Raw genomic sequence first — 21,011 nt, 5'->3', positions numbered from 1 at the left:
GTTCGCGAGATTAAGGAAAGGGAATGTCTAGCATTTGTAAGGTCCCTGTAAGGATCACTTTGGGTCAGTTGGCTGGTCTGGACTTCAAAGGAGGCCAAATATTGTGATGCCGTTTTTCGAGAGCGCGTCGCGTCTTGACGCAGCACGGCTCCAGTCTGATGACTTCGTCCGAGCAAAGAGTTTCGTAACTGTCTCTTACTTGCGCAGCAGGGGCGTGATGAGCGGCAGCATGTGTTCGGCGATAAGCTGGCTGCCTTTGGCGGTGGGGTGGATGCCGTCGGGCTGGATGGTGCCGGGGATGGTGTAGATGCCGTTGTAGAGCATGGGCATGAGGGGGACATGGTGTTTGGCGGCGGCTTCGCGGTAGATGGCGTCGAAGCTGTGGATATAGTCCTGACCATAGTTGGGCGGGAGGGTGATGCCGACTAGCAGGATTTTGACGTGGGCGGCCTGGAGGGTGGTGAGAACGGAGTCGAGGTTGTGGCGGGTGAGGTCGAGGGGCAGGCCGCGGAGGCCGTCGTTGCCGCCGAATTCGACCAGGACGACGTCGGGGTGCTGGGCGAGGATGGACTGGACGCGGGCGACGGCGTCTTTGCTGGTGTTGCCGCTGACTCCGGCGTTGACGACGTGATAGTGGTAGCCGCGGGTGTCGAGCAGATGCTGGAGTGCGGCTGGGTAGGCCTGGGAGACGTCCAATCCGAAGCCGGCGGTGATGCTGTCGCCGAAGCAGATGAGGGTTTTTTCCGATGGGGCAGCGAAGAGAGAAGCGGCGAAGAGGATGAGCGCGATAAGCAGCGAGGCGGCGTGGCGGGGCTTCACGAATGCAGTGTATCAATGGGAGTTAGGTGGTAGAGGAACCCTAGTGGACGAATCCGCGTAGATTGGAAACAAGGATTAGTGCGCGGGAAGAGGGTGAACGTACTTCAGGAAGAAGCGGATCCCCTCCGGGGATGACAGACAGAAAAGCAAGTGCAAAGGCAACAACAGATCCTTCGCTGCGCTCAGGATGACAACAAGATGCGGCGATAATACCGAAGTTTTGATGAGGACTTTTGCATGATTGAAGTGCGCGGGGTTAAGAGGTGGATTCAGAATGGCGCGCGTCGCGTGGAGATTTTGAAGGGAATCGATATCAGCATCCCTTCAGGGCAATTTGTGGCGATTGTGGGGGCGAGCGGCAGCGGGAAGAGCACGCTGTTGGGATTGCTGGCCGGGCTGGATACGCCGAGTGAGGGTGAGATTTATCTCGACGGCGTGCCGATTCACAATCTGGATGAGGCTGCGCTGGCGATTGTTCGCGGGCAGAAGCTGGGGTTTGTCTTTCAGTCGTATCAATTGATTCCAACACTGACGGCACTCGAAAATGTGCTGCTGCCATTTGAGCTGAACCAGCCGGGCAATGGTGTGGCGAAGGCGCGCGGGCTGCTGGAGCAGGTGGGGTTGGGGGAGCGGATGGATCACTACCCGGTGCAGCTCTCGGGCGGCGAGCAGCAGAGAGTGGCGTTGGCGCGGGCGTTCATTGTCGATCCGCCGATTGTGATGGCCGATGAGCCTACGGGCAATCTCGACTCAGTAAATGGCGAGAAGGTACTGGAGCTGCTGTTGAGCCGCAATCGTGATGCGAAGACGACGCTGGTGCTTGTGACGCACGATCCACAAGTGGCTGCGTTGGCGCATCGCAAGATTGTGTTGCGGGATGGGATGGTTGTGGAGGACGTTGTCGCTCAGTCCATGGATGTTGTCACGGCTGTTGTTTCCCAAGAGGTGCGTTAGATGGCGGCGCGTTCCTTGACGTGGTCACGTGCGGCCAGCATCGCGATGCGCGATCTACGCTCGGCTCCTGGGAAGTTTTTGTTTGTGGTGCTGTCGGTTGCGGTGGGCGTAGCGGCGCTGGTGGGTGTGCGCGGATTCAGCGAGATCTTTCGTGGAACGTTGACGACAGAGGCGCGGTCACTGATGGCGGGCGATCTGTCGGCGCGAACGAATCAGCAGGCGAGCGCGGAAGAGCTGAAGAAGATTGCGGCGCTGAATGCGCAGGGCATTCGCACGACTTGGGTGACGGAGACGGTGTCCATGGTGTCGGTGCCACCTGATCCGGTGCCGATTCTGGTTTCGCTGAAGGCTGTCGATCCGGCGCAGTATCCGTATTATGGCGAGGCTGTGCTGGAGCCTGAGATGCCGTTGCAGGCCGCACTGACGGATACATCGGTGGTTGTTGCCGACGAGTTCATGGTGCGGATGAAGGCGAAGGTTGGGGACACGGTGCGGCTGGGCGGGCACAACTTTCGCATTGCGGCGCGGCTGGTGCAGGAGCCTGATCGGATGACCGCTGGCGCCGGGCTAGGGCCGCGCGTGTTGATTTCGCGGAGCGCGCTCAATGCAACTGGTTTGCTTGCGGCAGGGAGCAGGGCGAATGAGCGGCTGCTGGTGGCGCTGCCCGTGACGCTGCAAAGCACGCCGCAACTTGCGGAAGTACGGAAACAGTTGGAGGCCGCGCTGCCTGAGGCGCAGGTGATGGATTATCGCGAGGGCAATCCTGCGCTGACGCAGGGGCTGGATCGCTCGACGGCGATTCTGAGCCTTATTTGTTTAGTCGCGATGGTGCTGGGTGCGATTGGCGTGGCGATGAGCATGCACGCGCATCTGGAGCAGCGCATGGATGTGCTGGCGATTTTGAAGGCTGTGGGCGCGGGATCGGGCGATCTGCTGCGGATCTTTTTATTGCAGACGCTTGGGCTTGGATTGGCTGGGGCGTTATTGGGTGTGCTTGCGGGCGCGGGTGTGATGTTGGCGATGCCGTCAGTGTTGGGGAATCTGCTGCCGGTGCATGCGCGGCTGGCGATACCGTGGCGGTCGGCTTCTGCTGGGCTTGCGACAGGGCTGCTGACGACACTGCTGTTTTGCTTGCCGCCGCTGCTGGATGTGCGGAAGGTGCGGCCGATATTGGTGCTGCGGCGCGTGGTGGAAGATGCGGAGCAGCGCGGGTTTGTGGCATTCCTGACAAGGTGGGGACAGAGGAAGTTGCAGATCGTTGCGGGTGTGGTGATACTTGCTGCTCTGACCGCGATTGCTGCGGCGTTGAGTGATTCGGCGCAGGTGGGGACGTGGTTTGGTGCGTGTCTTGCGGCGATTTTGTTTGTGCTGTTGCTGCTTTCGGCAGGATTTCTACGCTTGCTTCGATGGTTGTTGAATCGCGTGCGGCTGCGTTTGCCGCAGTATCTGAGGCAGGGGCTGGCGAACCTGTACAGGCCGGGGAATCAGTCGGCTGCTGTGCTTGCCGCGCTTGGCGTTGGAGTGATGCTCATACTTGCGGTGTATCTGATGCAGTCGCAGGTGCTGCGCGAGATACAGGAGACGGCTTCGCCAAAGCTGCCGAATATGTTTCTGGTGGATATTACGAACGATGAGATCGATGGTATCCGGCAGTTCTTCAAGAATCAGCAGGGCGTGAAGCAGCAGCTTGATCTGCTGCCTGTGGTGAGCGGGCGATTTGTTTCGTTGAATGGAACGCCGCTCGACCAGCTGAAGGTGGAGCACTTTCCGAAGCGGATGCTGGAGAGTGTTTCATTTAGCTGGGCTGACACCTTGCCTGAGGGCGATAAAGTGAGGCAGGGAAAGTGGTGGAGCGATCCGAAAGCGAAGGAGATTGCTATCGGCGAGGGAATCGCTTCGCGCATTCATGTTGGAGTTGGATCGGCGGTTGAGATTGAGGTGAATGGCGTGACAATGCCGCTTAAGGTGGCGGCGCTATATCGTGCGGATGAGGAGCACATCGCTGGACGGGCAAGTTTCATGCTGCCTTCGGGGCTGGTGAAGGATGCGCCTGCGGTCTGGTATGGTGCGGTGCGTGTTGAGACGAGTCAGGTGCCTGCAATTGAACGCGCGTTGTTTGCGGCGTATCCGACGGTGACGGTGATCAACCTGGCGGATGTGCTGGACCGCATTGAGAGCGTGGTGCACCAGATCACGATGGTGGTGAAGTTCCTGGCGGGGTTCTCGATCTTTGCGGGGCTGATGATTCTGGCATCGAGCGTAGCGAGCACACGATTCCGCAGGATGCGCGAGGCGGTGGTGCTGAAGACGCTGGGTGCGACGCGATGGCGGATTGTGCGCATCTTCAGCGTGGAGTTTTCAGTTCTTGGCCTGCTGGCGGGAACTGTCGGCGTGATCTTTGCCAACGTGCTGACGCGGATCTTGCTGCGCAAGCTGGAGGCTCCGTGGCACATCGAGTGGGGCGCGACGGTGATTGCACTGCTAGGCACGGCTGCACTGGCTACTGCGACAGGGTGGGTTGCGAGCCATCGGATACTTGGCTTGCGACCGCTGGAAGTGCTGCGCGAGGAGTAAGTCAATACAGCTTTGCCGGTTTATAGCTCTGCTTGCTTCGTCGGATCGTCTTCATGGAGCATTACCGGTCGAAGCTGTTTTCTGAGACTTCCAGATTGGCCAGCCAATGACTGACGTGCTGGCGATTCAGAGTTGTTTCGGATGATTCGTAGTTGTACCAGTTGCCCGGCAGCTCCTCGCGAAGCTGCCGGATTTCCTGCGGTTTTTTGGGGGTCACAAATTCGATGCTCATGTTAAAACTCTGTGTTATCGTCTTCAACCTTGGGTAGTACGTCGTTGTCTCTAGCAAATATGACGTAGAGTGTGGGCAATAGGTAGACACCGATCACAAGATTTGCGAGCAAGCCGCCGACAATGACGATGGCGAAGGGACGCTGAGAGTCGGAGCCGATGCCGTGCGACAGCGCTGCCGGCGTCAGGCCGAGCGTTGCGACCAGCATGGTCATCATGATGGGCCGCAGACGAAGGACAGCGCCTTCAATAGCTGCTTCTATGATGTTGCTCTTGTGATCTTCCTGCATGCCCTTGCGGCGTGCTCGCAGTTGATTGATGTATTCAAGCATGATGACGCCGGTCTGGACCGACACTCCGAAGAGCGCAAGGAAACCGACACCAGAGGAGACGCTGAAGTTGGTGTGCGTCATGAAAAGTGCGAGCGGTCCACCGATGGAGGACATGGAGACACTGGCCATGACGAGGAAGGCCCACTTGAGCGAGTGGAACATTACGTAGAGGATCAGGAAGATGCCCATCAGCGTGATGGGAACGACGAGCGCAAGACGCTTGTTGGCACGCTTCTGGCTCTGATATTCACCGGCCCATTCGGTGTGATAGCCGGGCGGTAGCTGAACCTTGTTCTCAACCTTTGCGATGGCGTCTTCGACCGTTGATCCGAGATCGCGGCCACGAACGGAGTACTTGATTGCGATGTAACGCTGACCGCCTTCGCGATAGATTTCTTCGGCGCCATCGTCGACATCGGTTTTGGTGAGTTGCGCAAGAGAGACCCGCTCGCCAGCAGGATCGAGCAGGCGGATGTTTTGGATGGCTTCTTCAGTATCGCGGTACTTGGGAAGATAGCGAATGGTGACGTCATAACGCGCCTCGCCCTGTTGCACCTGCGTGACGGCATTGCCGCCCACCGCGGTTTGAATCGCATCCTGAATATCGGCGACGTTGATGCCATAGCGAGCGGCTGCGGCGCGATCGACGGTGAGGTTGAGGTTAGGCTGACCGATGATGCGGAAGACACCAAGGTCGGCGACGCCTTGCACATTTTGCATGACGTTGACGATATCCTGAGCTTTCTTCTCGAGCATGTGCAGATCGTCGCCGTAAAGCTTGACGGCCAACTCGCCTTTCACACCGGAGACGGCTTCTTCCATGTTGTCGGAGATGGGCTGAGAGAAGTTCCAGATCGCACCTGCGAATTTGCTCTCGAGGTCCTTGTCGATGGCGTCGATGAGTGCTTCCTTGTTCTGGTGAAAGACGGGACGCCACTTGTCTTTGGGCTTGAGGTCAACGAAGTATTCGGTGTTAAAGAAACCGGTGTAATCGGTGCCGTCATCGGGGCGGCCTGTTTGGCTAACTACTGTTGTTACCTCGGGAAATGATGCAAGTTCGATGCGAGCTTTATTGGTGAAATCAATGCTTGCGGTGGGGCCGGTGCTTGGTGCGAGCGTGCCGCGGACCCAGATGGCGCCTTCATCAAGGTGGGGGAGGAATTCGGAGCCGATGACTCCGCCAAAGTTGAGATAGATGGCCGCAGCGAAGATGACGAGAGCGACGGAGACGGTGAGCTTGCGATGCTCGATGGTCCAACGAACGCTGGTGCGGTAATGACGAACGAGGAAGCCCATAAGCGGGTTTTCCCATTCTTTTGCGCCTTTGCTGAAGAGCAGGCTTGCCAGCACTGGAGCCACGATGATGGAGAAGGTGAGCGCTCCGAGCAGGGCGAAGGCGACTGTCCACGCCATGGGCTTGAAGAGGCGGCCTTCCACGGCTTGCAGCGTAAAGATGGGCAGATACGCAGTAATGATGATGGCGATGGCGAAGAAGACGGGGCGCTGCACTTCCTGCGCGGCATCACGGATTTTCTGGCGGGGAGTGTGAAGATCCTGCTTATGGTTGAGATGACGGATGATGTTTTCGATCATCACGACCGCACCATCGACGACCATGCCGAAGTCGAGTGCGCCTAGTGATAGCAGGTTAGCTGGGATGTGGCGTAGATCGAGCAGGATCGACGCGAAGAGTAGCGAGAAGGGAATAGTGAGCGCGACGATGAATGCGCCGCGCACGTTACCGAGAAAGACGAAGAGAATGAGCGAGACGAGGATGACGCCTTCGGCCAGGTTGTGCTCCACGGTCTCGACGGTGAAATGAACAAGGTCGGAGCGATCGAGGAAGGGAACTACCTTTACGCCTGGTGGCAGAATGTGGTGGTTGACCTCATCGACCTTGGCTTCGATGCCTTTCAAGACGGGATCAGAGTCCTCGCCTTTTTGCAGGAGAAGGATACCTTCAACAGTGTCGTCATTGTCGACAATGGTGCCATCGGGACGATGCCACGCGCGGCCGATCTGGCCGAGACGAATCTTCGGTCCCTGCGCAACAACTCCGAGATCCTTGACCTTGACGGCGGTGCCGTTTTGCGTCTTGATGAGGGTGTTTTCGATGTCCTGCGATGTGGTGTAGAGGCCGAGCGACTGAACGTTGATTTGCTGCTGGCCCTGCTCAATGAAGCTGCCGCCGGCATTGGTGTTGTTGTTGGCGATCTGCTGCTCGACCTGTCCAATGCTGAGGCCGTAAGAGATGAGCTTATCGGGGTCGAGACGAATCTGGTATTCCCGCGTGGGGCCGCCGAAGCTGGAGACATCGACTACGCCGGGAACCTGCTTGAAGGTCTTCTCGAGCGTCCAGTCTTCGAGAGACTTCTTTTCCATCGCGTCGTAGGCGGGGTTGGTGCTTTCGAGCGTGTACCAGTAGATCTGGCCGACCGGGCTCCAGTCTGTGCCCATCTGCGGCTGTAGGCCTTGAGGAAGCGTGACCTGCTGCATGCGCTCAAGCACATGCTCGCGATTGACATCGTCGATGGAAGCATCATCGAAGGTCATTTCAATGGTAGAAAGACCAGCGAGCGAGAAAGAGCGCAGGGCGGAGAGATGCGGGATACCGGCCATCTGGATTTCGACGGGAACGGTGACCTGGCGTTCAATTTCTTCGGCGGAGCGGCCAGGCCATTGCGTGATGACCGTGACGTAGTTGTTGGCTACGTCGGGATAAGCCTCGATGGGCAGGTTTCGGAACGAAACGATGCCCCAGGCGGTGAGCAGAATGACGCCGCCGAGTACCAGCCAGCGGTTTCTGAGCGAGAAGTCAACGAGAGCGCGAATCATTATTGGCTCACCGTGCTTTCAAGGCTCAGCGCATTCGCTACGACCTTGTCTCCGGGCTGGATGCCACTAAGAATCTCCTGCTTGTCTCCCGGCAGCATCGATCCGGCGTGAACTTCGGTTCGCTTGAATTGATTGTTCTCGCTGGTGGGAATGAAGACCCAATCACGATCATGCAGATGCAGGACCGCAGTTGCGGGTACGACGGTGTGTTCTGCGGCTTGCTTTGATGCAAAGGTAGCTGTGACGAACATGCCGACCTTGAGAATGCCGGGGTTCGGAACCTGAATGCGGACCTTTGCTGTGCGCATGGTTGGGTCGAGCACTGGGCCGATGTCGCTGATGCGGCCAGTGAGAACCTTGTCAGGATAGGCGTTGATGTGAATCTGCGCGTTCTCGCCAAGGTGGACTTTGGAGAGATCATTCTCGAAGACATCGCAAAGAATCCAGACTTCGCTGAGGTCGGCGATGACAAAAGATGTCGATGAGCCGGAGAGGTTGACGCCGGCTGCGCCTGCTTGTGTGGTGTTCTGTTGAATGATGACGCCCGAAACGGGAGCGTATACGTTCACGACGCTGCTGGGATGATCCTTGTCGACGCCGAGAACCTTGAGTTGTTCCTCGGCAGCGGTGAGATCTGCTTTGGCATCTTTCTCCGAATCCTCAGCCTGTTCATACATGGCTTGAGAGATGGCTCCGTGATCGAGCAGATCCTTAGCGCGGACGTAGGCTTTATTGGCAAGCTGCTCGTCGTTGACAGCCTTGAGATAGGCATCAAAGGCGCTGGAGACATCGGGGCTCTGCACCTTCATGACGAGCTGGCCTTTTTTCACGTAGTCGTCCAGGCGGACCTTGATATCGACGACGCGACCGTTGGCCAGCGAAATGACTGGGATGGTGCGTGAGATATCCGGATTGACCGATCCGGTGACGGTGAGTTGCGATGCGGTCTCGATCTTCTCTGCTGCCTGCAGTGGAAAGAGATTGAGTTTTTGCGGATCGACGCTGACGAGGTTCATGTCTGGGACGTGAACTACGTTCGCCGGTGGAGGCGCACCATCTCCAGAGGCTTCTTTTTTGCAGGAGGTGATGACAGTGGCGGCAAGCAGGAGTGAAAGCGGCCAATACCGTGAGGCAACCGCGAAGCGGGATAGGGTCATGGAATCACCTCGCGGCCAACTGCGAGATTGAGCTGGCTCGCCGCTGAGAGATAGGTACCGATCAGTTGGAGATATGCGAGCTGCACGCTGCGGTAATCGCTTTGCGCATTGAGGAAGTCGGCGAGCGATGCACCGCCGTGCTCGTAAGAGTATGTGATGGTGTCGCGCACGCGAGTGGACTCGTCGAGGTACTTGGATTTGTAGGGCTTCAACAGATCGACGTTGCTCTGCACGGTGGTATATGCGGAGTCGACGTCGGCAAAGACCTGTGCGCGGGCCTGTTCGGTGAGCTGCGTGGAACGGTCCACATCAATGGCTGTGCGCTTCTTCTCGCCCTGGTTACGATCGAAGATGCGCAGTGGAATGTTGACGCTCAGGCCAAGAGCGTCTTCCGCATTGACGTTGTTGTAGGAGCCGTTGTGTGTCCACCATCCGCTAAGGGTTGGATCGGTGGACCCGTTTGCTTCAGCCAGTTTGTGCGCTGCCTTCGACTGCTCAATCTGCTGGAGGGCAGCGCGCAGGTCAGGGCGGTTGTCGAGAGCCAACTGGCGGACATGTTCGAGATCCTGGAGATCTTGCGTGAAATCGAACGGCCCTTGCACATCAAACTGCTCAATTGGCGTGCGCTGGTCAAGATACTGCATGAGCTGGATCTTTGCTGTGCGCAGATTGACAAGCGCATTTTGCAGCTCGGACTCATACTGCACGCGCTGCAGTTCAATCCGGTCGAAGTCCACTTGAGCAATGTCGCCTGCGCGGAGGCGATCACGGCTGATATCGATGATGTGGTCGTAGTAGGCCAGGTCTTCCTGGGCGAGCTTGAGCACAGCTTTTGCCTGCAGCGTTTGAACAAACGCGCTGCGCAGCCCGAAGGTCAAGGTGCGGTCGAGATCCTGATGCTGCGACTCGGCTACGTGTGTCGCGTCCTGGGCTGTTTCAAGACGCAGATGGCGTTTGTTGCGGCGTTCGATGAGATAGCCGATGTTCGACTGCTCTTGTATGCCGCTCAATGGCTGCCATACGCCGTTGTGAGGAGCAATCTGCGCACCGTCTTCAGAGAAAGTGAACTGCGGATTGGGCCGCAGAAACGCTGTGATCTCTTCGGCGCGCATCTCGTCGACGTTCAGCGAATCGGCTTTGAGTTGAGGATTGGACGCCTCAAATTTGGTTTTTACCTGATCCCATGTAAGAGCGCCGGGAGTGGAAGGGCCGTTTACGGCCTGTTGTGCGGAGATCGCAGAGGGAACCTGTTGCGATCCAGGACTGGTCTGTTGTGCTGATATCTTCTGGCTGAACGCGGCAGCGCAGAGGCACGAGACAGCGTACACCCAGGGTGCGTGTCGATTCATACTTTCCTCGCCGGTTCTATTTAAACCGGCAGCCTGTTTCACTAAGAGCCAAGTCTTCGGGGCGAGAAATCAGGCCTGTGGCGGAGGGCGGCTGTCCATTGCGGAGGGCAACTGGAACGAAGGTACAACATCGTTCTGCCGGGATGGCAGTTGCACGGACACAAATCCAATCAGTGCAGGTACATAGACGCGCGACGGCAAAGCCGGTAGTAGTGTCGCGGGATGAAGGTTGTCGAGCTGCTGAACGCGTCGAACACAGGTATCGGTCTCAGCCGGCGCCTGCATGGCGAGAAGGTCGTCACTCAGGGAGATCACCGGTAAGAGCAACAGCACCGCCATGCTTAACGCAAACAGCTGTGTTCGCCGGGGCTGGGAGGATGCGACACCGCTGCGCAGCCAGAATCCGACGAGGATCAGCGAGCAAACTGCCCAGGTGATGTTGAGAAGAATCTCCACCGTTTGACCAGATTTTACCCGAAGGCAGGATAGAAGTAACTTCTATGGTGCTACAAAAACTTTCAATGAAGGAGTGTAAAACCTCAATACAAAGGACGTAAGGATTTGGTAAAAGGCGACGAAGCCATCGAAATATAAGACGTTTGCAGCGCCGAGTTGTTAAAGCACGATGAATCGAAAGTGTTTTGAGCCGCAAGCATTATCCAATCCGGCGCTGTGACGACAAGCCGTCACCACTTATGATCCGTGGATTTTGCAAGTCGCACCAAGATTCATGCTCTCGCTTACAGAGGGGAATTGCAGGAAGAAGTGTTCCAGCTTTTCAGCCGTGCGAATCATATCGCGATCTTGCACAGATTTGTGGAACCGCGTGCCGTTTCCGTACTTCGTACCCACCGGATATGAGCAGAGCGAGGGATGGATCGAATAACTATGACGCTCTACAGACGCAGTTGCAGAGGACGCTACAAATGGCCTTTCGTACACCATCAACTCCATCCGGTCAAAGACGATTGATCTAGGCCGCGGCGGCTACTTCAGTACGAAAGATTGCTTTATCCGTAATCCATATAACCCGAAAGGCGATCCTAGAAGCTATCTCATAAACCCTCAAATACCGGTAAGGCCTCGGATGAGACCCGCCATCGAAGCGGGTCTCAGGCCGCATCGTAAAACCGCAAAGGCATATATGAGATAGCTTCTAATCAGCCTGTCATGCTTGAATTTCCTCTTCGTCCTCCAGGAGATAAGGCAAGCTTGCCCGCTTGAGTGGAGCGGGCGTGGCGCGCAGTAACGTGAAAGAGAAGCTGCTACCGCATCCCGGGGAACTTGCAACAACCAATTCTGTTCCGTGTCTTTCGGCGATCCACTTTCCAAGTGCAAGCCCCAGACCAGACCCGCTTGACTCCGCGATACCTGCTTGTTCGCCACGAAAGAAACGATCGAAAATACGAGGCAAATCTTTCTGCGAAATACCGACGCCGGTGTCTTGCACCGCAATCCTGATTCCCGCGCTCTCATTTACGGCTGACAGGACTACGCTCCCTCCAGCAGGTGTGTATTTTCTTGCGTTCTCCAGCAGAATGGATAAAAGACGCGGCAGAGTCGACGGATCTCCCAGTGCTTGGTGCTGCTCATTCCCAATCTCCGTCCGAAAATCAAGGCCTGCGAGGTGCATGCTGTCTATCCAGTCGCGGTCCATTCGATGGAAGAGATCATTCAGATCGATTGGCTGCAGGTTCACCCTTTCAGCTCCAGCATCTGCGCGGGCAATGGAAAGCAGATTTTCGACCAGTCTGGTCATCAAGACCGTTTCGTGATGCAGGTGGGATAGAGTTGCCCTGTATTCTTCGCCATCACGTGGACGGATCAGCGCAACTTCGATTTCGGTCCGCAAAAGAGTGATGGGCGTACGCAGTTCATGCGAAGCATTGCCGGTAAAGGCGCGCACGCTGGCGAAAGCCTTGTCGATCCGCTCCAACATCTGATTGAGTGTGTTGGAAAGATCGCTGATCTCATCCTGAGTTTGCGGGACAGGTAGCCGCCTGTCCAGATTTCTGTCATTGATACAGCGTGCCTCGGCGGCCAACAGAGCAACGGGCCGCAAGGCCTTCCTGCTCATCCAGTGACCTCCAAGGGAGGCGAACAGAATCATCGCAGGGGTCAGCAGCAGGAGATCGGCGCCGAAGGACTTTAGCAACGCCATGGATTTGTTGAGGGCGATACCCGTCTGCACGGAGTATTTTTTGTCGCGAACCTGAATGGGATAAGCCAATATCCTGACGTATCGCGTGCCTTGATGGAACTCTGCAATGACGCCCATTTTGGGTAGTTGTTCGGGACGAGGCAATTCAGGATTCTCCGCGATCATGCGTCTGGAGCGGTATATCCAGCGCCCATCCTGGTCTGCGACCTGCAGCCATTTGCCGTCGTCCTTGATGGAATAGATCTGAGTGAAATCCTGTCTCAGCTCATCGATGCTTCGGTTAGGGTCTTCGTTGAGAAGCAGCAGCTGGACATCCTCCGCGCGCTCCTGGAGATCGTGGTATTCGGTTGCATCGACACTGCGTTGTAACATCCACCAACTGGCTATGCTTAGCAGGCATGCCGCAGTTGCGAACATGGCGAAATACCAGAACGTAAGTCTGATGCGAATCGCAGCGGTCTTCATTACCGGGCTTGCCCCCACGTATGCCACGAGCTGCTGAGCAGGTAGCCCGATCCGCGCACCGTATGGATAAGTTTGGGTTGGTACGAGGCATCAATCTTGCCGCGGAGAGAATTCACCAGTACATCGAGAGCGCCGGAGCCCACTCCGGGATTGGCGCCCCAGACGCCCTCCATCAGGCTTTGACGAGGGACGCACTGTCCCGCGCTGCGCACTAACGAAAGCAACAAATTGAACTCGGAACGCGAAAGATCGATGTTGTTGTTACCGCGAGTCACTGATCGCTTCACGAGATCGACAGCGAGGTCCCCTGCTTCGATTTTGCAGTTCGTATCTTGCGTTTGCCGGCGCGTGATCGATTGAAGCCGTGCTACAAATTCAGGAAAAGAAAACGGTTTTGTTAGATAATCATCCGCGCCCAGATCGAGTCCGCGAATGATGTCATCCTCACTGTCGCGCGCGGTCAGCATGAGGACACGGGTTGTGCAGGAACGTTCGCGCAGGGTTCGTATTACGTCGTAGCCGTCGCGACGGGGAAGACCAATGTCGAGCACAATCGCGTCGAACTCACAGGTGGTGGCGATCTCCAGTCCGGTTTCGCCGTCCATAGCCGTCATAACCGCGAAGTCATGCTCTTGCAAACCCCTGCGCAGCAGTTCCAGCATCCGCGGCTCATCCTCGATTACCAGAATACGCATGGAGTTTTTCTGCAACCTCTCACTTGGGGGATGAAATCTCGTCCGACTCCAGAATCCGTTGATTGAGACAATTCCAGCATATCCGGGAGCAAATATTACAGATTGAAGTGACAATCTTATGAAAGATTCATCGGAGCAATCGATGCGGTACGCGGCGACCTCGCACCTAAGGGAAGCTCCGATTAGGTGGCCCGATGGAGAGAAATCTTCCCTCAGCGGCTGAAGCCGGTGTTCAATCTGCATGATTTAGCAGCGCAAATAAATTAGTGCCCTTTCAAAACGCCCACTTAATCAGAGCTTCCTTAGAACTTATTTACGGTCTCGTAAACATCGATTTACAGCCACGGCACAAGCTAACGATCAGCGATGCCACACCCAAGGCGAGATAGGGAGCATGCGGCTTCTCCTCTCGCCTTTCAAGGAGAACTATGCGCGCCAGAGTCCCTGTCCTTCTACTGCTTCTCTTACTGGTTGTTCCCTTCGCCAACGCTACAATCTCCAGCGACAAAAGTTCTGCCGGCAGCATCAGCGGCACTGTGAAAGATCCTTCCGGGGCGGTCTTGCCGGGCTCGCAGATTGCGCTGGAGCCGGGAGCAGCCAAAACCGCAGCGGATGCACAGGGCAACTTTGTCATTCAAAACCTGAAGCCGGGCACGTATACGGTCACAATTTCGGCTGTGGGATTCGCTACGAATGTTTCCACAGTGGTAGTGAATGCCGGAGCGAATGCTCTGGTGAATACAACGTTGAAGCTTGCCTCAACCAGCCAACAGGTTGCCGTGAACGGCAGCCTGGAGGGCGATGTGGCCGCCATCAATGAGCAGCGCACCTCCGAGAACATCCTTAATGTGACGACGGCGGATACCATCCAGAATCTGCCTAATCAGAGCGTTGCAACCGTCTTGGGCCGCATGCCGGGCGTGACGGTGCAGATCAACGAGGGCGAAGCTCAATATGTGCAGATTCGTGGGACTGAGCCCCGCCTCAGCAACACCACCGTCGATGGCGTCTCTGTGCCCGGACCCGATCCGCAGGTGCGGCAGGTTGATCTGTGGGTGATCCCCGGGGACCTTGTGGGTTCGATCGATATCAACAAGACGCTATCAGCCAACCAGGACGGCGACGCCATTGGTGGCTCAGTGAACTTGCATGTGAGGCAGGCTACGAGCAGCCGGCCGACGCTCGATTTTGAAAGCCTTGGTGGCTGGAACCCAATCGACACAGGCCAGCCATGGTTCCGGGATGATGCGACCGTTGGCAAGCGATTCGGCGCGCACCAGCGTTTTGGAGCGATATTCAGCTTTAGCTACGACTTGAACGACCTGGGCACGGACGATGTGGAGCCCCTGCCAGATGTCAATCCCGACGGCAGTAACGCTCCTTACTTCGACACTATCGCCCTCAATGAGTATTTCTATAACCACACCCGGTATGGTTTCGGTGGAAGCATGGACTACAAGATTTCGGACAACTCCGATCTGTTCGTGCACGGCATCTTCTCAAACTTCAAGGACTACGGCCAGAAGTACGAGTACGACATTGGTAATAGCGCCAATGGTAATGCCGGCGTCTCGTTCCACAACAGCCTGCGCCGGCCGAACTACCAGATCTCCGATCTCTTTCTCGGCGGCAATCACGTCTTCACCCATTCCTTTATCCACTATGTTGCCGCCATCTCGCACTCGCGCGAAGGCGGGGCAGCGGGCAACCCTGGTGCGGACTACACTCCACTGAATTCGAACCTCGGAAGCACGTGCACTTATGTTCCAGGTCCAAGCATCTATCGGCCGCAGTTCCCCTGCGCGGCAAACGATCCCATCTACGACCCCACCCAGTACGCCCTCCAGGACATTAACCTCACCACCGGACAATCGTCCCAGCTCAATTTGCAGGCAAGCGGCTCGGTCGGGCTCAATTACCATCTGGGCTCGCATGCATCCACGTTCGAGTTTGGCGCCTTGATCCGTAATGCGCACAAGGGACAGTACGCTTTCTCACCTACATACGATTGCAATCCCCAGACCGACGACCAGGTCAACAATGGCACAAGCCCCTGCAGCGCGAACGCAAATCCACTGATGAGCCAATTTACTACCAACTTTACAAATCCAAGTTTCTATGGAGGGAGTTACAAATACGGACCAGTTACATCGTTTGAATCAACTGAGAAATGGTTGGCAGCGAATCCAGGCGTACTTCCTCTGGATGAGCCGGAGACCCATCTGAATTCCGATCCGGCGAATTACAACCTGCAGGAGAGGATTACGGCCGGTTACATCATGAATACCGTCGATCTGGGAAGCAGGTTCCACCTGCAAACCGGGCTGCGTATCGAGGCCACCAACGAATCGAACACCGGCTACCTTGTGATCAACGATTCCGATGGCATCTACATCTCCACCCAGGCCGTGAATGGCGGCGGTTCTTATATCAACCCGCTGCCGAGCGTACAGCTTCGCTACGGCATTGACCAAAATTCGGACCTTCGCGCCGTATTTGGCATGGGGATCTCCCGGCCAGATCCGTACGAACTGGTGCCCTATAAAACATTGGATGAAACGAAACAGCCGAATGTCGAAAACATCGGCAACCCGGCGCTGGTTGCGGAACATGCCGATGACTACGATCTCCTCTATGAAAGGTTTCTCCCTTCTGTTGGCATGATTGAGGCTGGTTATTTTTATAAACATCTGACCAAGCCTCTCTTTCAGACAGAAACGGAGGTACCCAACCCGTTTCCTAACCCCGTCACTCCAACCGTGTTGCTGACGCAGTGGATCAATGGCGGCCATGCGTACGTTGAGGGCATTGAGTTCGCCTACCAGCAACATCTGTCGTTTCTGCCGGGGGCCCTGGGCCATGCGCAGATTAACGCCAACATGACATGGACGCGATCGAAAAACTACGACATACCTAATCGCACGGACGCCCCGCAACTGGTAGGTCAGGCGCCATTTTCCTATAACATTACTCCGACCTACGAGACCAAGCGTGCGACCGTCTCCGTCGGCATCTCCTATAACGGTCCCAATATCGCCAGCTATCAATGGCAAAACGAGGGCTCCAACGCTGTGCCCGGCCCCGTTAACGGGCCATTCGGGGATAACTACTATTTCGAACGCACTCAGGTGGACGCGCAGGCAAGTTACTACCTTGGTAAAGGATTCACGATTACCGCCTCGGAAGAAAACGCCAACAACGCGATTCTGGGCTTCTACAACGGAAGCAAGCAATACATGACGCAGCGTGAGTACTACAAGCCGATTTACTACGGTGGTATCCGCTGGACCCAGCACCACGAGTAATGCGGATTGCAAGATATCTGGGAGCACCACTGCAAGCGGTCTTTTGATCGACAAATCCAATCTAAGAAAGTATCCATGAAGCTCATTTTGCTTGTTCTCGGGATATCGCTAAGTTCCGGTTCCGCCATCGCTCAGCCTGCGCCGCCGCTTGTGTTGCAGCAGACCGTGAAACTACCGGGAGTAACCGGCAAGTTCGACCACTTTGCGATTGACCTCAAAGGCAATCGTCTCTTTGCAGCGGCGACTGGAAATCATTCCGTTGAGGTCATTGACCTCGCAACCGGAAAGGTGGAGCAAACCATCTCAGGGCTTGGCAAGCCGCACGGCCTGGTATGGGTTGCCTCCACCCACACGCTCTATGTTGCGGATGGCACGCTTGCTGAACTTAAGAGGTATCAAGGCTCACCTCTCGAACTCGCCGGAAGCATCAAGCTTTCCGACGATGCCGATGATATGGTCTACAACGAGACAAACCACTTGCTCTTCGTGGGCCACGGCGGAAGCGGCGCGGCTGCTCCGCCCAGCATCGCAGTAGTCGATACCGATAGCTTTCATCTGAAGACGGATATTGCGGTAGCAAGTCACCCTGAGGCTCTTGAGATCGATCCACAAAGCCAACGGATCTTTGCCAACATTGCGGATTCTAGCGAGGTCTCCATTCTTGATGGCGCTGGTAACACAGCGAACAGCAAATGGAGGCTGGCTGGGGCTAGCCACAATGTTCCTCTAGCGTTTGATGCGGAAGACCAAGTGCTCTATGTAGCCTGCCGGACTCCTGCGGTGCTTCTCGCTCTGGATGCCGCGACCGGGAAGGAACTCGCCCGTGTCTCTACGGGCGAAGGCGCAGACGATCTCTTCTACGATTCGTCCGCGCATCGCATATACGTTATCGCTGGAGCAGGCGAGGTTGACGTTTTTCAGACTGAATCGAAGACCAAGCTTCGTTCTCTTGGAGTGGTTCCTACCGCAACCGGAGCGAAAACGGCACTCTTTGTACCATCGCAATCCCTGTTATACGTAGGCGTCCCCGGAGCTGGCAGCAAGTCTGCGGAGATAGATATTTACTCCACGTCAATCGTACAAGGTGGCAATTGATGCTGGGAAAATTCAAACCGCTCATCCTCGCCACCATCATGCTCGCCGGATACCCCGCACTGTTTGCGCAGCAGCCTTCCAAGGTTTCGGCAGATGAGTCTACGCCGCAGGGAAAATTGAGATTTGTAGTCGTAGTCAGCCGTCATGGAGTGCGGTCTCCAACCGGTAAGACTGACCAGCTGAATCAGTTTTCTGCCCAGCCCTGGCCCGCGTGGAGTGTACCGCCGGGCTATCTCACCGAGCGCGGCTTCACGCTTATGAAGCTCATGGGCGGCTTCGAACGTGAATTCCTGATAAAGCAGGGTCTGCTTGCTGCGGAGGGTTGCGGCGACGTAGAACACATAACCCTCCTCGCCGACTCCGACCAGCGCACCCGCGAAACGGGCAAAGCGATAGCCGCCGGCCTCTTGCCGGATTGCAATCTGGAAACTCACGCCCTTGCCGAGGGCACACCCGATCCGCTCTTTCACCCGCTTGCCGCAGGAACTGTTCATCCCGATAAGCAACTTGCTACGGCAGCATTGTCTGGGCGAATCGGCAACAATCCCTCTGGATTGGTGGAAGCGTACCGTCCACAGCTGCAAGCTCTGGAACAGGTGCTCTCAGGCACTGGTGCTCCGCCAAAGATGTCTCTGTTCGATGTCCCTTCTTCGATTGCTCCGGGAAAAGGTGACCATCTAGTGGAGTTGCGCAGCCCGTTAGGCACAGCGGCGACGATGGCAGAAAATTTGCTGCTGGAATATACCGATGGCATGCCCCAGGTAGGATGGGGCCGTGTCGATGAACACACGTTGCGAGAGTTGATGCAACTCCACACGGCAAGCGCAGATCTCGAACGTTGGACTCCCTACATTGCTCGTGCGCAGTCAGCGCCAATGCTTGAAGCGATCCTCGCGTCGATGCAGCAGACAGTCACCCAAAAAGCGGTCGCTGGAGCAGCCGGAAGAAAATCCGATCGCTTGCTCATTCTGGTTGGACATGACACCAACCTCACGAATATCAGTGGAGCGCTTGGCCTCTCCTGGCTCATTGATGGAAGGCGCGATGATACTCCGCCAGGTAGCGCCCTTGTGTTCGAACTCTGGCAGGACGGATCTGCTTCGAATTACTCAGTGCGACTTTTCTTTACAGCTCAGACACTTGATCAGATGCGAAACACCACACCGCTCACTTTAGAGAACCCGCCCGAGCGAGTGCCGGTATTCATTCCGGGGTGCAGCAGGAGCGATGCGTCTTGTGAGTGGAGCGCGTTTCAGGCATTGCTACAAAAGACAACCTCTTCCGAGCTGACTCGGTAGCTTGTCAACTGCTTAATACGGCGGCCGTGTTCGGTGGCAACTTCAACGAACTGTTGTTGGGGACCAGGTTTGGCCGCGAACCCAGAATGATATTCGCCCCGTCTGGCAGAGGATAGGCGTACTCGGCGTTACCCAAGTTGCATATCAGCGTAATAGAACCTCGTTCCATTGCTATCCATCGTTCGTCCTCATCCCATGCGACCGATGTTTGGCCTGGCTCGCTGTTGTTGAGATCGGCAGTGGTTCTGCGCAGATAAATTAAATTCCGGTACCATCTCAGCATCTCGGCATGCCGCTCTTGTTGGATCTCGTCCCAGTGCAGCTTTGCGTTTTCGAATGTGTCACGTTTCTCTGGATCGGGAATCAAGGCCGGATCCCAGCCGAATACCGCAAACTCTTTCTTACGTCCCTCTGAGACTAACCGAGCCAGTTCAGGATCATCGTGGTCTGCGAAATAGGGAAAGGGCGACGATGCCGCCCACTCTTCGCCTTGAAAAAGCATCGGGACGAACGGTGATAGCAGGATCATCGCGGCGGCGATCTTTGCGCGATTGAATCCAACGCTTTCCGTCAGACGCTCCCCCGTCGCGCGGTTCCCTACCTGGTCATGATTTTGGATGTAGCCCAAAAACCGGCTCTGCGGAAGATGTTTTGCAGGCCGTCCATGCACGCACTTGCGGTATTCGGAATAGATACCGTCATACACAAACGTATCTTGCAACGCCTTGGCAAGCTGCCCGACACGCCCGAAATCGGCGTAGTACCCGCTTTCGGGCTCCCGGGCCAGCACCGCAAAGAGCGCATGATGAAAATCGTCGCTCCATTGCGCGTCCAGGCCGAAGCCACCTGCGTCACGCGCTGTTACGATGCGAGGGTCGTTCAGATCGCTCTCCGCGATCAGCACTAACCGTCGTCCCAGCGTAGCCTCCAGCGCTTTGGTTTCCATGGCGAGCTGCTCGAGGAAATGAATTGCTGATCGGTCCACGAAGGCATGCACTGCATCAAGGCGCAAGCCATCAATATGGAAGTCTCGCATCCACATCTGTGCGTTATCGCAAAAGAAGCGCCTGACCTCATACGCGTCCGCGCCCTCTAGGTTCACTGCTCCGCCCCATGGAGTTTGGTGTGTCTCGGTCACATAGGCGCCGAATTTTCCGGTGTAGTTCCCCACAGGGCCGAAGTGGTTGTAAACCACGTCGAGCAAGACGGCGAGCTCTCGGCGATGAGCAGCATCCACAAAGCGTTTCAACGCATCGGGTCCTCCATAAGGCTCGTGCACGGCAAAGAGCGCCACGCCGTCGTAGCCCCATCCATGATTGCCTGAGAACGACGCCACAGGCATCAGTTCCACATGCGTAATACCGAGCTCTTTAAGATAGTCAAGCTTTGAACCTGCAGCATCCAATGTGCCCTCAGGAGTGAACGTACCTACGTGGAGCTCGTAAACAATCGCGCTCGATAGCGGCGCAGCCTGAGAGCCCGTATCGCTCCATGAGAACGCATCCTGGTCGTAAACACGCGACATTCCATGTACACCCCGGGGCTGCCACAGCGAACGCGGATCTGGATAAACCTTGGGATCGTCGTCGACAAGAAAACCATAGTCGCTGCCTGCTTCTGCAGATTCCAGTCCTGCCCACCACCACCCGTGCGCATCGGGGCCCTGCATCAGCAAACGCTGCTCGCCGACTTGCACTGCGAGCTTCTTCGCTTTTGGCGCCCAGATCCTGAATGTATACAT

General features: G+C 56.3%; 14 protein-coding genes. 5 read left to right on the top strand and 9 right to left on the bottom strand.

Annotation, left to right across the window (positions count from 1 at the left end; all coding sequences use genetic code 11):
• Positions 1 to 195 precede the first annotated feature (195 nt).
• Positions 196 to 819 (bottom strand): arylesterase, encoded by a 624-nt coding sequence (locus OHL22_RS20480; protein ID WP_263341468.1) that lies wholly within the window; start codon positions 817 to 819, stop codon positions 196 to 198.
• Between the two features lie 237 nt (positions 820 to 1,056).
• On the opposite strand from OHL22_RS20480, the gene OHL22_RS20475 reads away from it, so the two are divergent.
• Complete coding sequence (locus tag OHL22_RS20475; RefSeq protein WP_263341467.1) at positions 1,057 to 1,773, top strand: ABC transporter ATP-binding protein; 717 nt, start codon at positions 1,057 to 1,059, stop codon at positions 1,771 to 1,773.
• A complete protein-coding gene (locus OHL22_RS20470) occupies positions 1,774 to 4,347 on the top strand; it encodes an ABC transporter permease (protein ID WP_263341465.1) in 2,574 nt (857 codons plus the stop codon).
• A gap of 61 nt (positions 4,348 to 4,408) precedes the next feature.
• Here the strand turns inward: OHL22_RS20470 and OHL22_RS20465 are convergent, their stop codons facing one another.
• The 7 genes from OHL22_RS20465 to OHL22_RS20435 all read right to left on the bottom strand — a co-directional run bounded on the left by OHL22_RS20465 (position 4,409) and on the right by OHL22_RS20435 (position 13,572).
• Positions 4,409 to 4,579, bottom strand: a complete 171-nt coding sequence (locus OHL22_RS20465) for a hypothetical protein (protein WP_263341464.1) — start codon at positions 4,577 to 4,579, stop codon at positions 4,409 to 4,411.
• 1 nt (position 4,580) lies between these two features.
• Entirely contained in the window at positions 4,581 to 7,745 is a 3,165-nt protein-coding gene (locus tag OHL22_RS20460; protein WP_263341462.1) for an efflux RND transporter permease subunit, read from the bottom strand.
• Complete coding sequence (locus OHL22_RS20455; RefSeq protein WP_263341460.1) at positions 7,745 to 8,902, bottom strand: efflux RND transporter periplasmic adaptor subunit; 1,158 nt, start codon at positions 8,900 to 8,902, stop codon at positions 7,745 to 7,747. The genes OHL22_RS20460 and OHL22_RS20455 overlap by 1 nt, the downstream gene beginning before the upstream one ends.
• Positions 8,899 to 10,251, bottom strand: coding sequence for a TolC family protein (locus tag OHL22_RS20450; protein WP_263341458.1), 1,353 nt, complete (start codon positions 10,249 to 10,251; stop codon positions 8,899 to 8,901). Before OHL22_RS20450 ends, OHL22_RS20455 begins: the two co-directional genes overlap by 4 nt.
• Positions 10,252 to 10,320: 69 nt before the next feature.
• Complete coding sequence (locus OHL22_RS20445; protein WP_263341456.1) at positions 10,321 to 10,707, bottom strand: hypothetical protein; 387 nt, start codon at positions 10,705 to 10,707, stop codon at positions 10,321 to 10,323.
• 712 nt (positions 10,708 to 11,419) lie between these two features.
• Positions 11,420 to 12,877 (bottom strand): sensor histidine kinase, encoded by a 1,458-nt coding sequence (locus OHL22_RS20440; protein WP_263341454.1) that lies wholly within the window; start codon positions 12,875 to 12,877, stop codon positions 11,420 to 11,422.
• Positions 12,877 to 13,572 carry a response regulator transcription factor gene (locus tag OHL22_RS20435; protein WP_263341451.1) on the bottom strand — a complete coding sequence of 232 codons (696 nt, stop codon included), beginning with the start codon at positions 13,570 to 13,572 and terminating at the stop codon, positions 12,877 to 12,879. The genes OHL22_RS20440 and OHL22_RS20435 overlap by 1 nt, the downstream gene beginning before the upstream one ends.
• Positions 13,573 to 14,000: 428 nt before the next feature.
• Between OHL22_RS20435 and OHL22_RS20430 the strand changes: the two genes are divergently transcribed.
• From OHL22_RS20430 to OHL22_RS20420, 3 genes are all read left to right on the top strand, one after another.
• Positions 14,001 to 16,877: a TonB-dependent receptor gene (locus OHL22_RS20430; RefSeq protein WP_263341449.1), complete on the top strand. Its 2,877-nt coding sequence runs from the start codon at positions 14,001 to 14,003 to the stop codon at positions 16,875 to 16,877.
• A 75-nt stretch (positions 16,878 to 16,952) separates the two neighbouring features.
• Positions 16,953 to 17,972: a YncE family protein gene (locus OHL22_RS20425; protein WP_263341448.1), complete on the top strand. Its 1,020-nt coding sequence runs from the start codon at positions 16,953 to 16,955 to the stop codon at positions 17,970 to 17,972.
• On the top strand, positions 17,972 to 19,270 hold the full coding sequence (locus OHL22_RS20420) for a histidine-type phosphatase (RefSeq protein WP_263341447.1): 1,299 nt from the start codon (positions 17,972 to 17,974) through the stop codon (positions 19,268 to 19,270). Before OHL22_RS20425 ends, OHL22_RS20420 begins: the two co-directional genes overlap by 1 nt.
• 4 nt (positions 19,271 to 19,274) lie before the next feature.
• On the opposite strand, the gene treZ is transcribed toward OHL22_RS20420, so the two are convergent.
• Positions 19,275 to 21,011, bottom strand: a complete 1,737-nt coding sequence (treZ, locus tag OHL22_RS20415) for a malto-oligosyltrehalose trehalohydrolase (RefSeq protein WP_263341445.1) — start codon at positions 21,009 to 21,011, stop codon at positions 19,275 to 19,277.

The organism is Acidicapsa dinghuensis (assembly GCF_025685685.1).
GTDB lineage: Bacteria > Acidobacteriota > Terriglobia > Terriglobales > Acidobacteriaceae > Acidicapsa > Acidicapsa dinghuensis.
The sequence above is the reverse complement of the archived record's forward strand: the minus strand, read 5'-3'. Positions and strand labels throughout refer to the sequence as shown.

What these genes read in the sequence shown, in the direction of transcription:
- OHL22_RS20475 (WP_263341467.1), top strand. Translation starts at nt 1,057, where the DNA reads ATGATTGAAGTGCGCGGGGTTAAGAGGTGGATTCAGAATGGCGCGCGT.
- OHL22_RS20455 (WP_263341460.1), bottom strand. Translation starts at nt 8,902, where the DNA reads ATGACCCTATCCCGCTTCGCGGTTGCCTCACGGTATTGGCCGCTTTCA.
- OHL22_RS20435 (WP_263341451.1), bottom strand. Translation starts at nt 13,572, where the DNA reads ATGCGTATTCTGGTAATCGAGGATGAGCCGCGGATGCTGGAACTGCTG.
- OHL22_RS20450 (WP_263341458.1), bottom strand. Translation starts at nt 10,251, where the DNA reads ATGAATCGACACGCACCCTGGGTGTACGCTGTCTCGTGCCTCTGCGCT.
- OHL22_RS20465 (WP_263341464.1), bottom strand. Translation starts at nt 4,579, where the DNA reads ATGAGCATCGAATTTGTGACCCCCAAAAAACCGCAGGAAATCCGGCAG.
- treZ (WP_263341445.1), bottom strand. Translation starts at nt 21,011, where the DNA reads ATGTATACATTCAGGATCTGGGCGCCAAAAGCGAAGAAGCTCGCAGTG.
- OHL22_RS20425 (WP_263341448.1), top strand. Translation starts at nt 16,953, where the DNA reads ATGAAGCTCATTTTGCTTGTTCTCGGGATATCGCTAAGTTCCGGTTCC.
- OHL22_RS20440 (WP_263341454.1), bottom strand. Translation starts at nt 12,877, where the DNA reads ATGAAGACCGCTGCGATTCGCATCAGACTTACGTTCTGGTATTTCGCC.
- OHL22_RS20470 (WP_263341465.1), top strand. Translation starts at nt 1,774, where the DNA reads ATGGCGGCGCGTTCCTTGACGTGGTCACGTGCGGCCAGCATCGCGATG.
- OHL22_RS20430 (WP_263341449.1), top strand. Translation starts at nt 14,001, where the DNA reads ATGCGCGCCAGAGTCCCTGTCCTTCTACTGCTTCTCTTACTGGTTGTT.
- OHL22_RS20460 (WP_263341462.1), bottom strand. Translation starts at nt 7,745, where the DNA reads ATGATTCGCGCTCTCGTTGACTTCTCGCTCAGAAACCGCTGGCTGGTA.
- OHL22_RS20420 (WP_263341447.1), top strand. Translation starts at nt 17,972, where the DNA reads ATGCTGGGAAAATTCAAACCGCTCATCCTCGCCACCATCATGCTCGCC.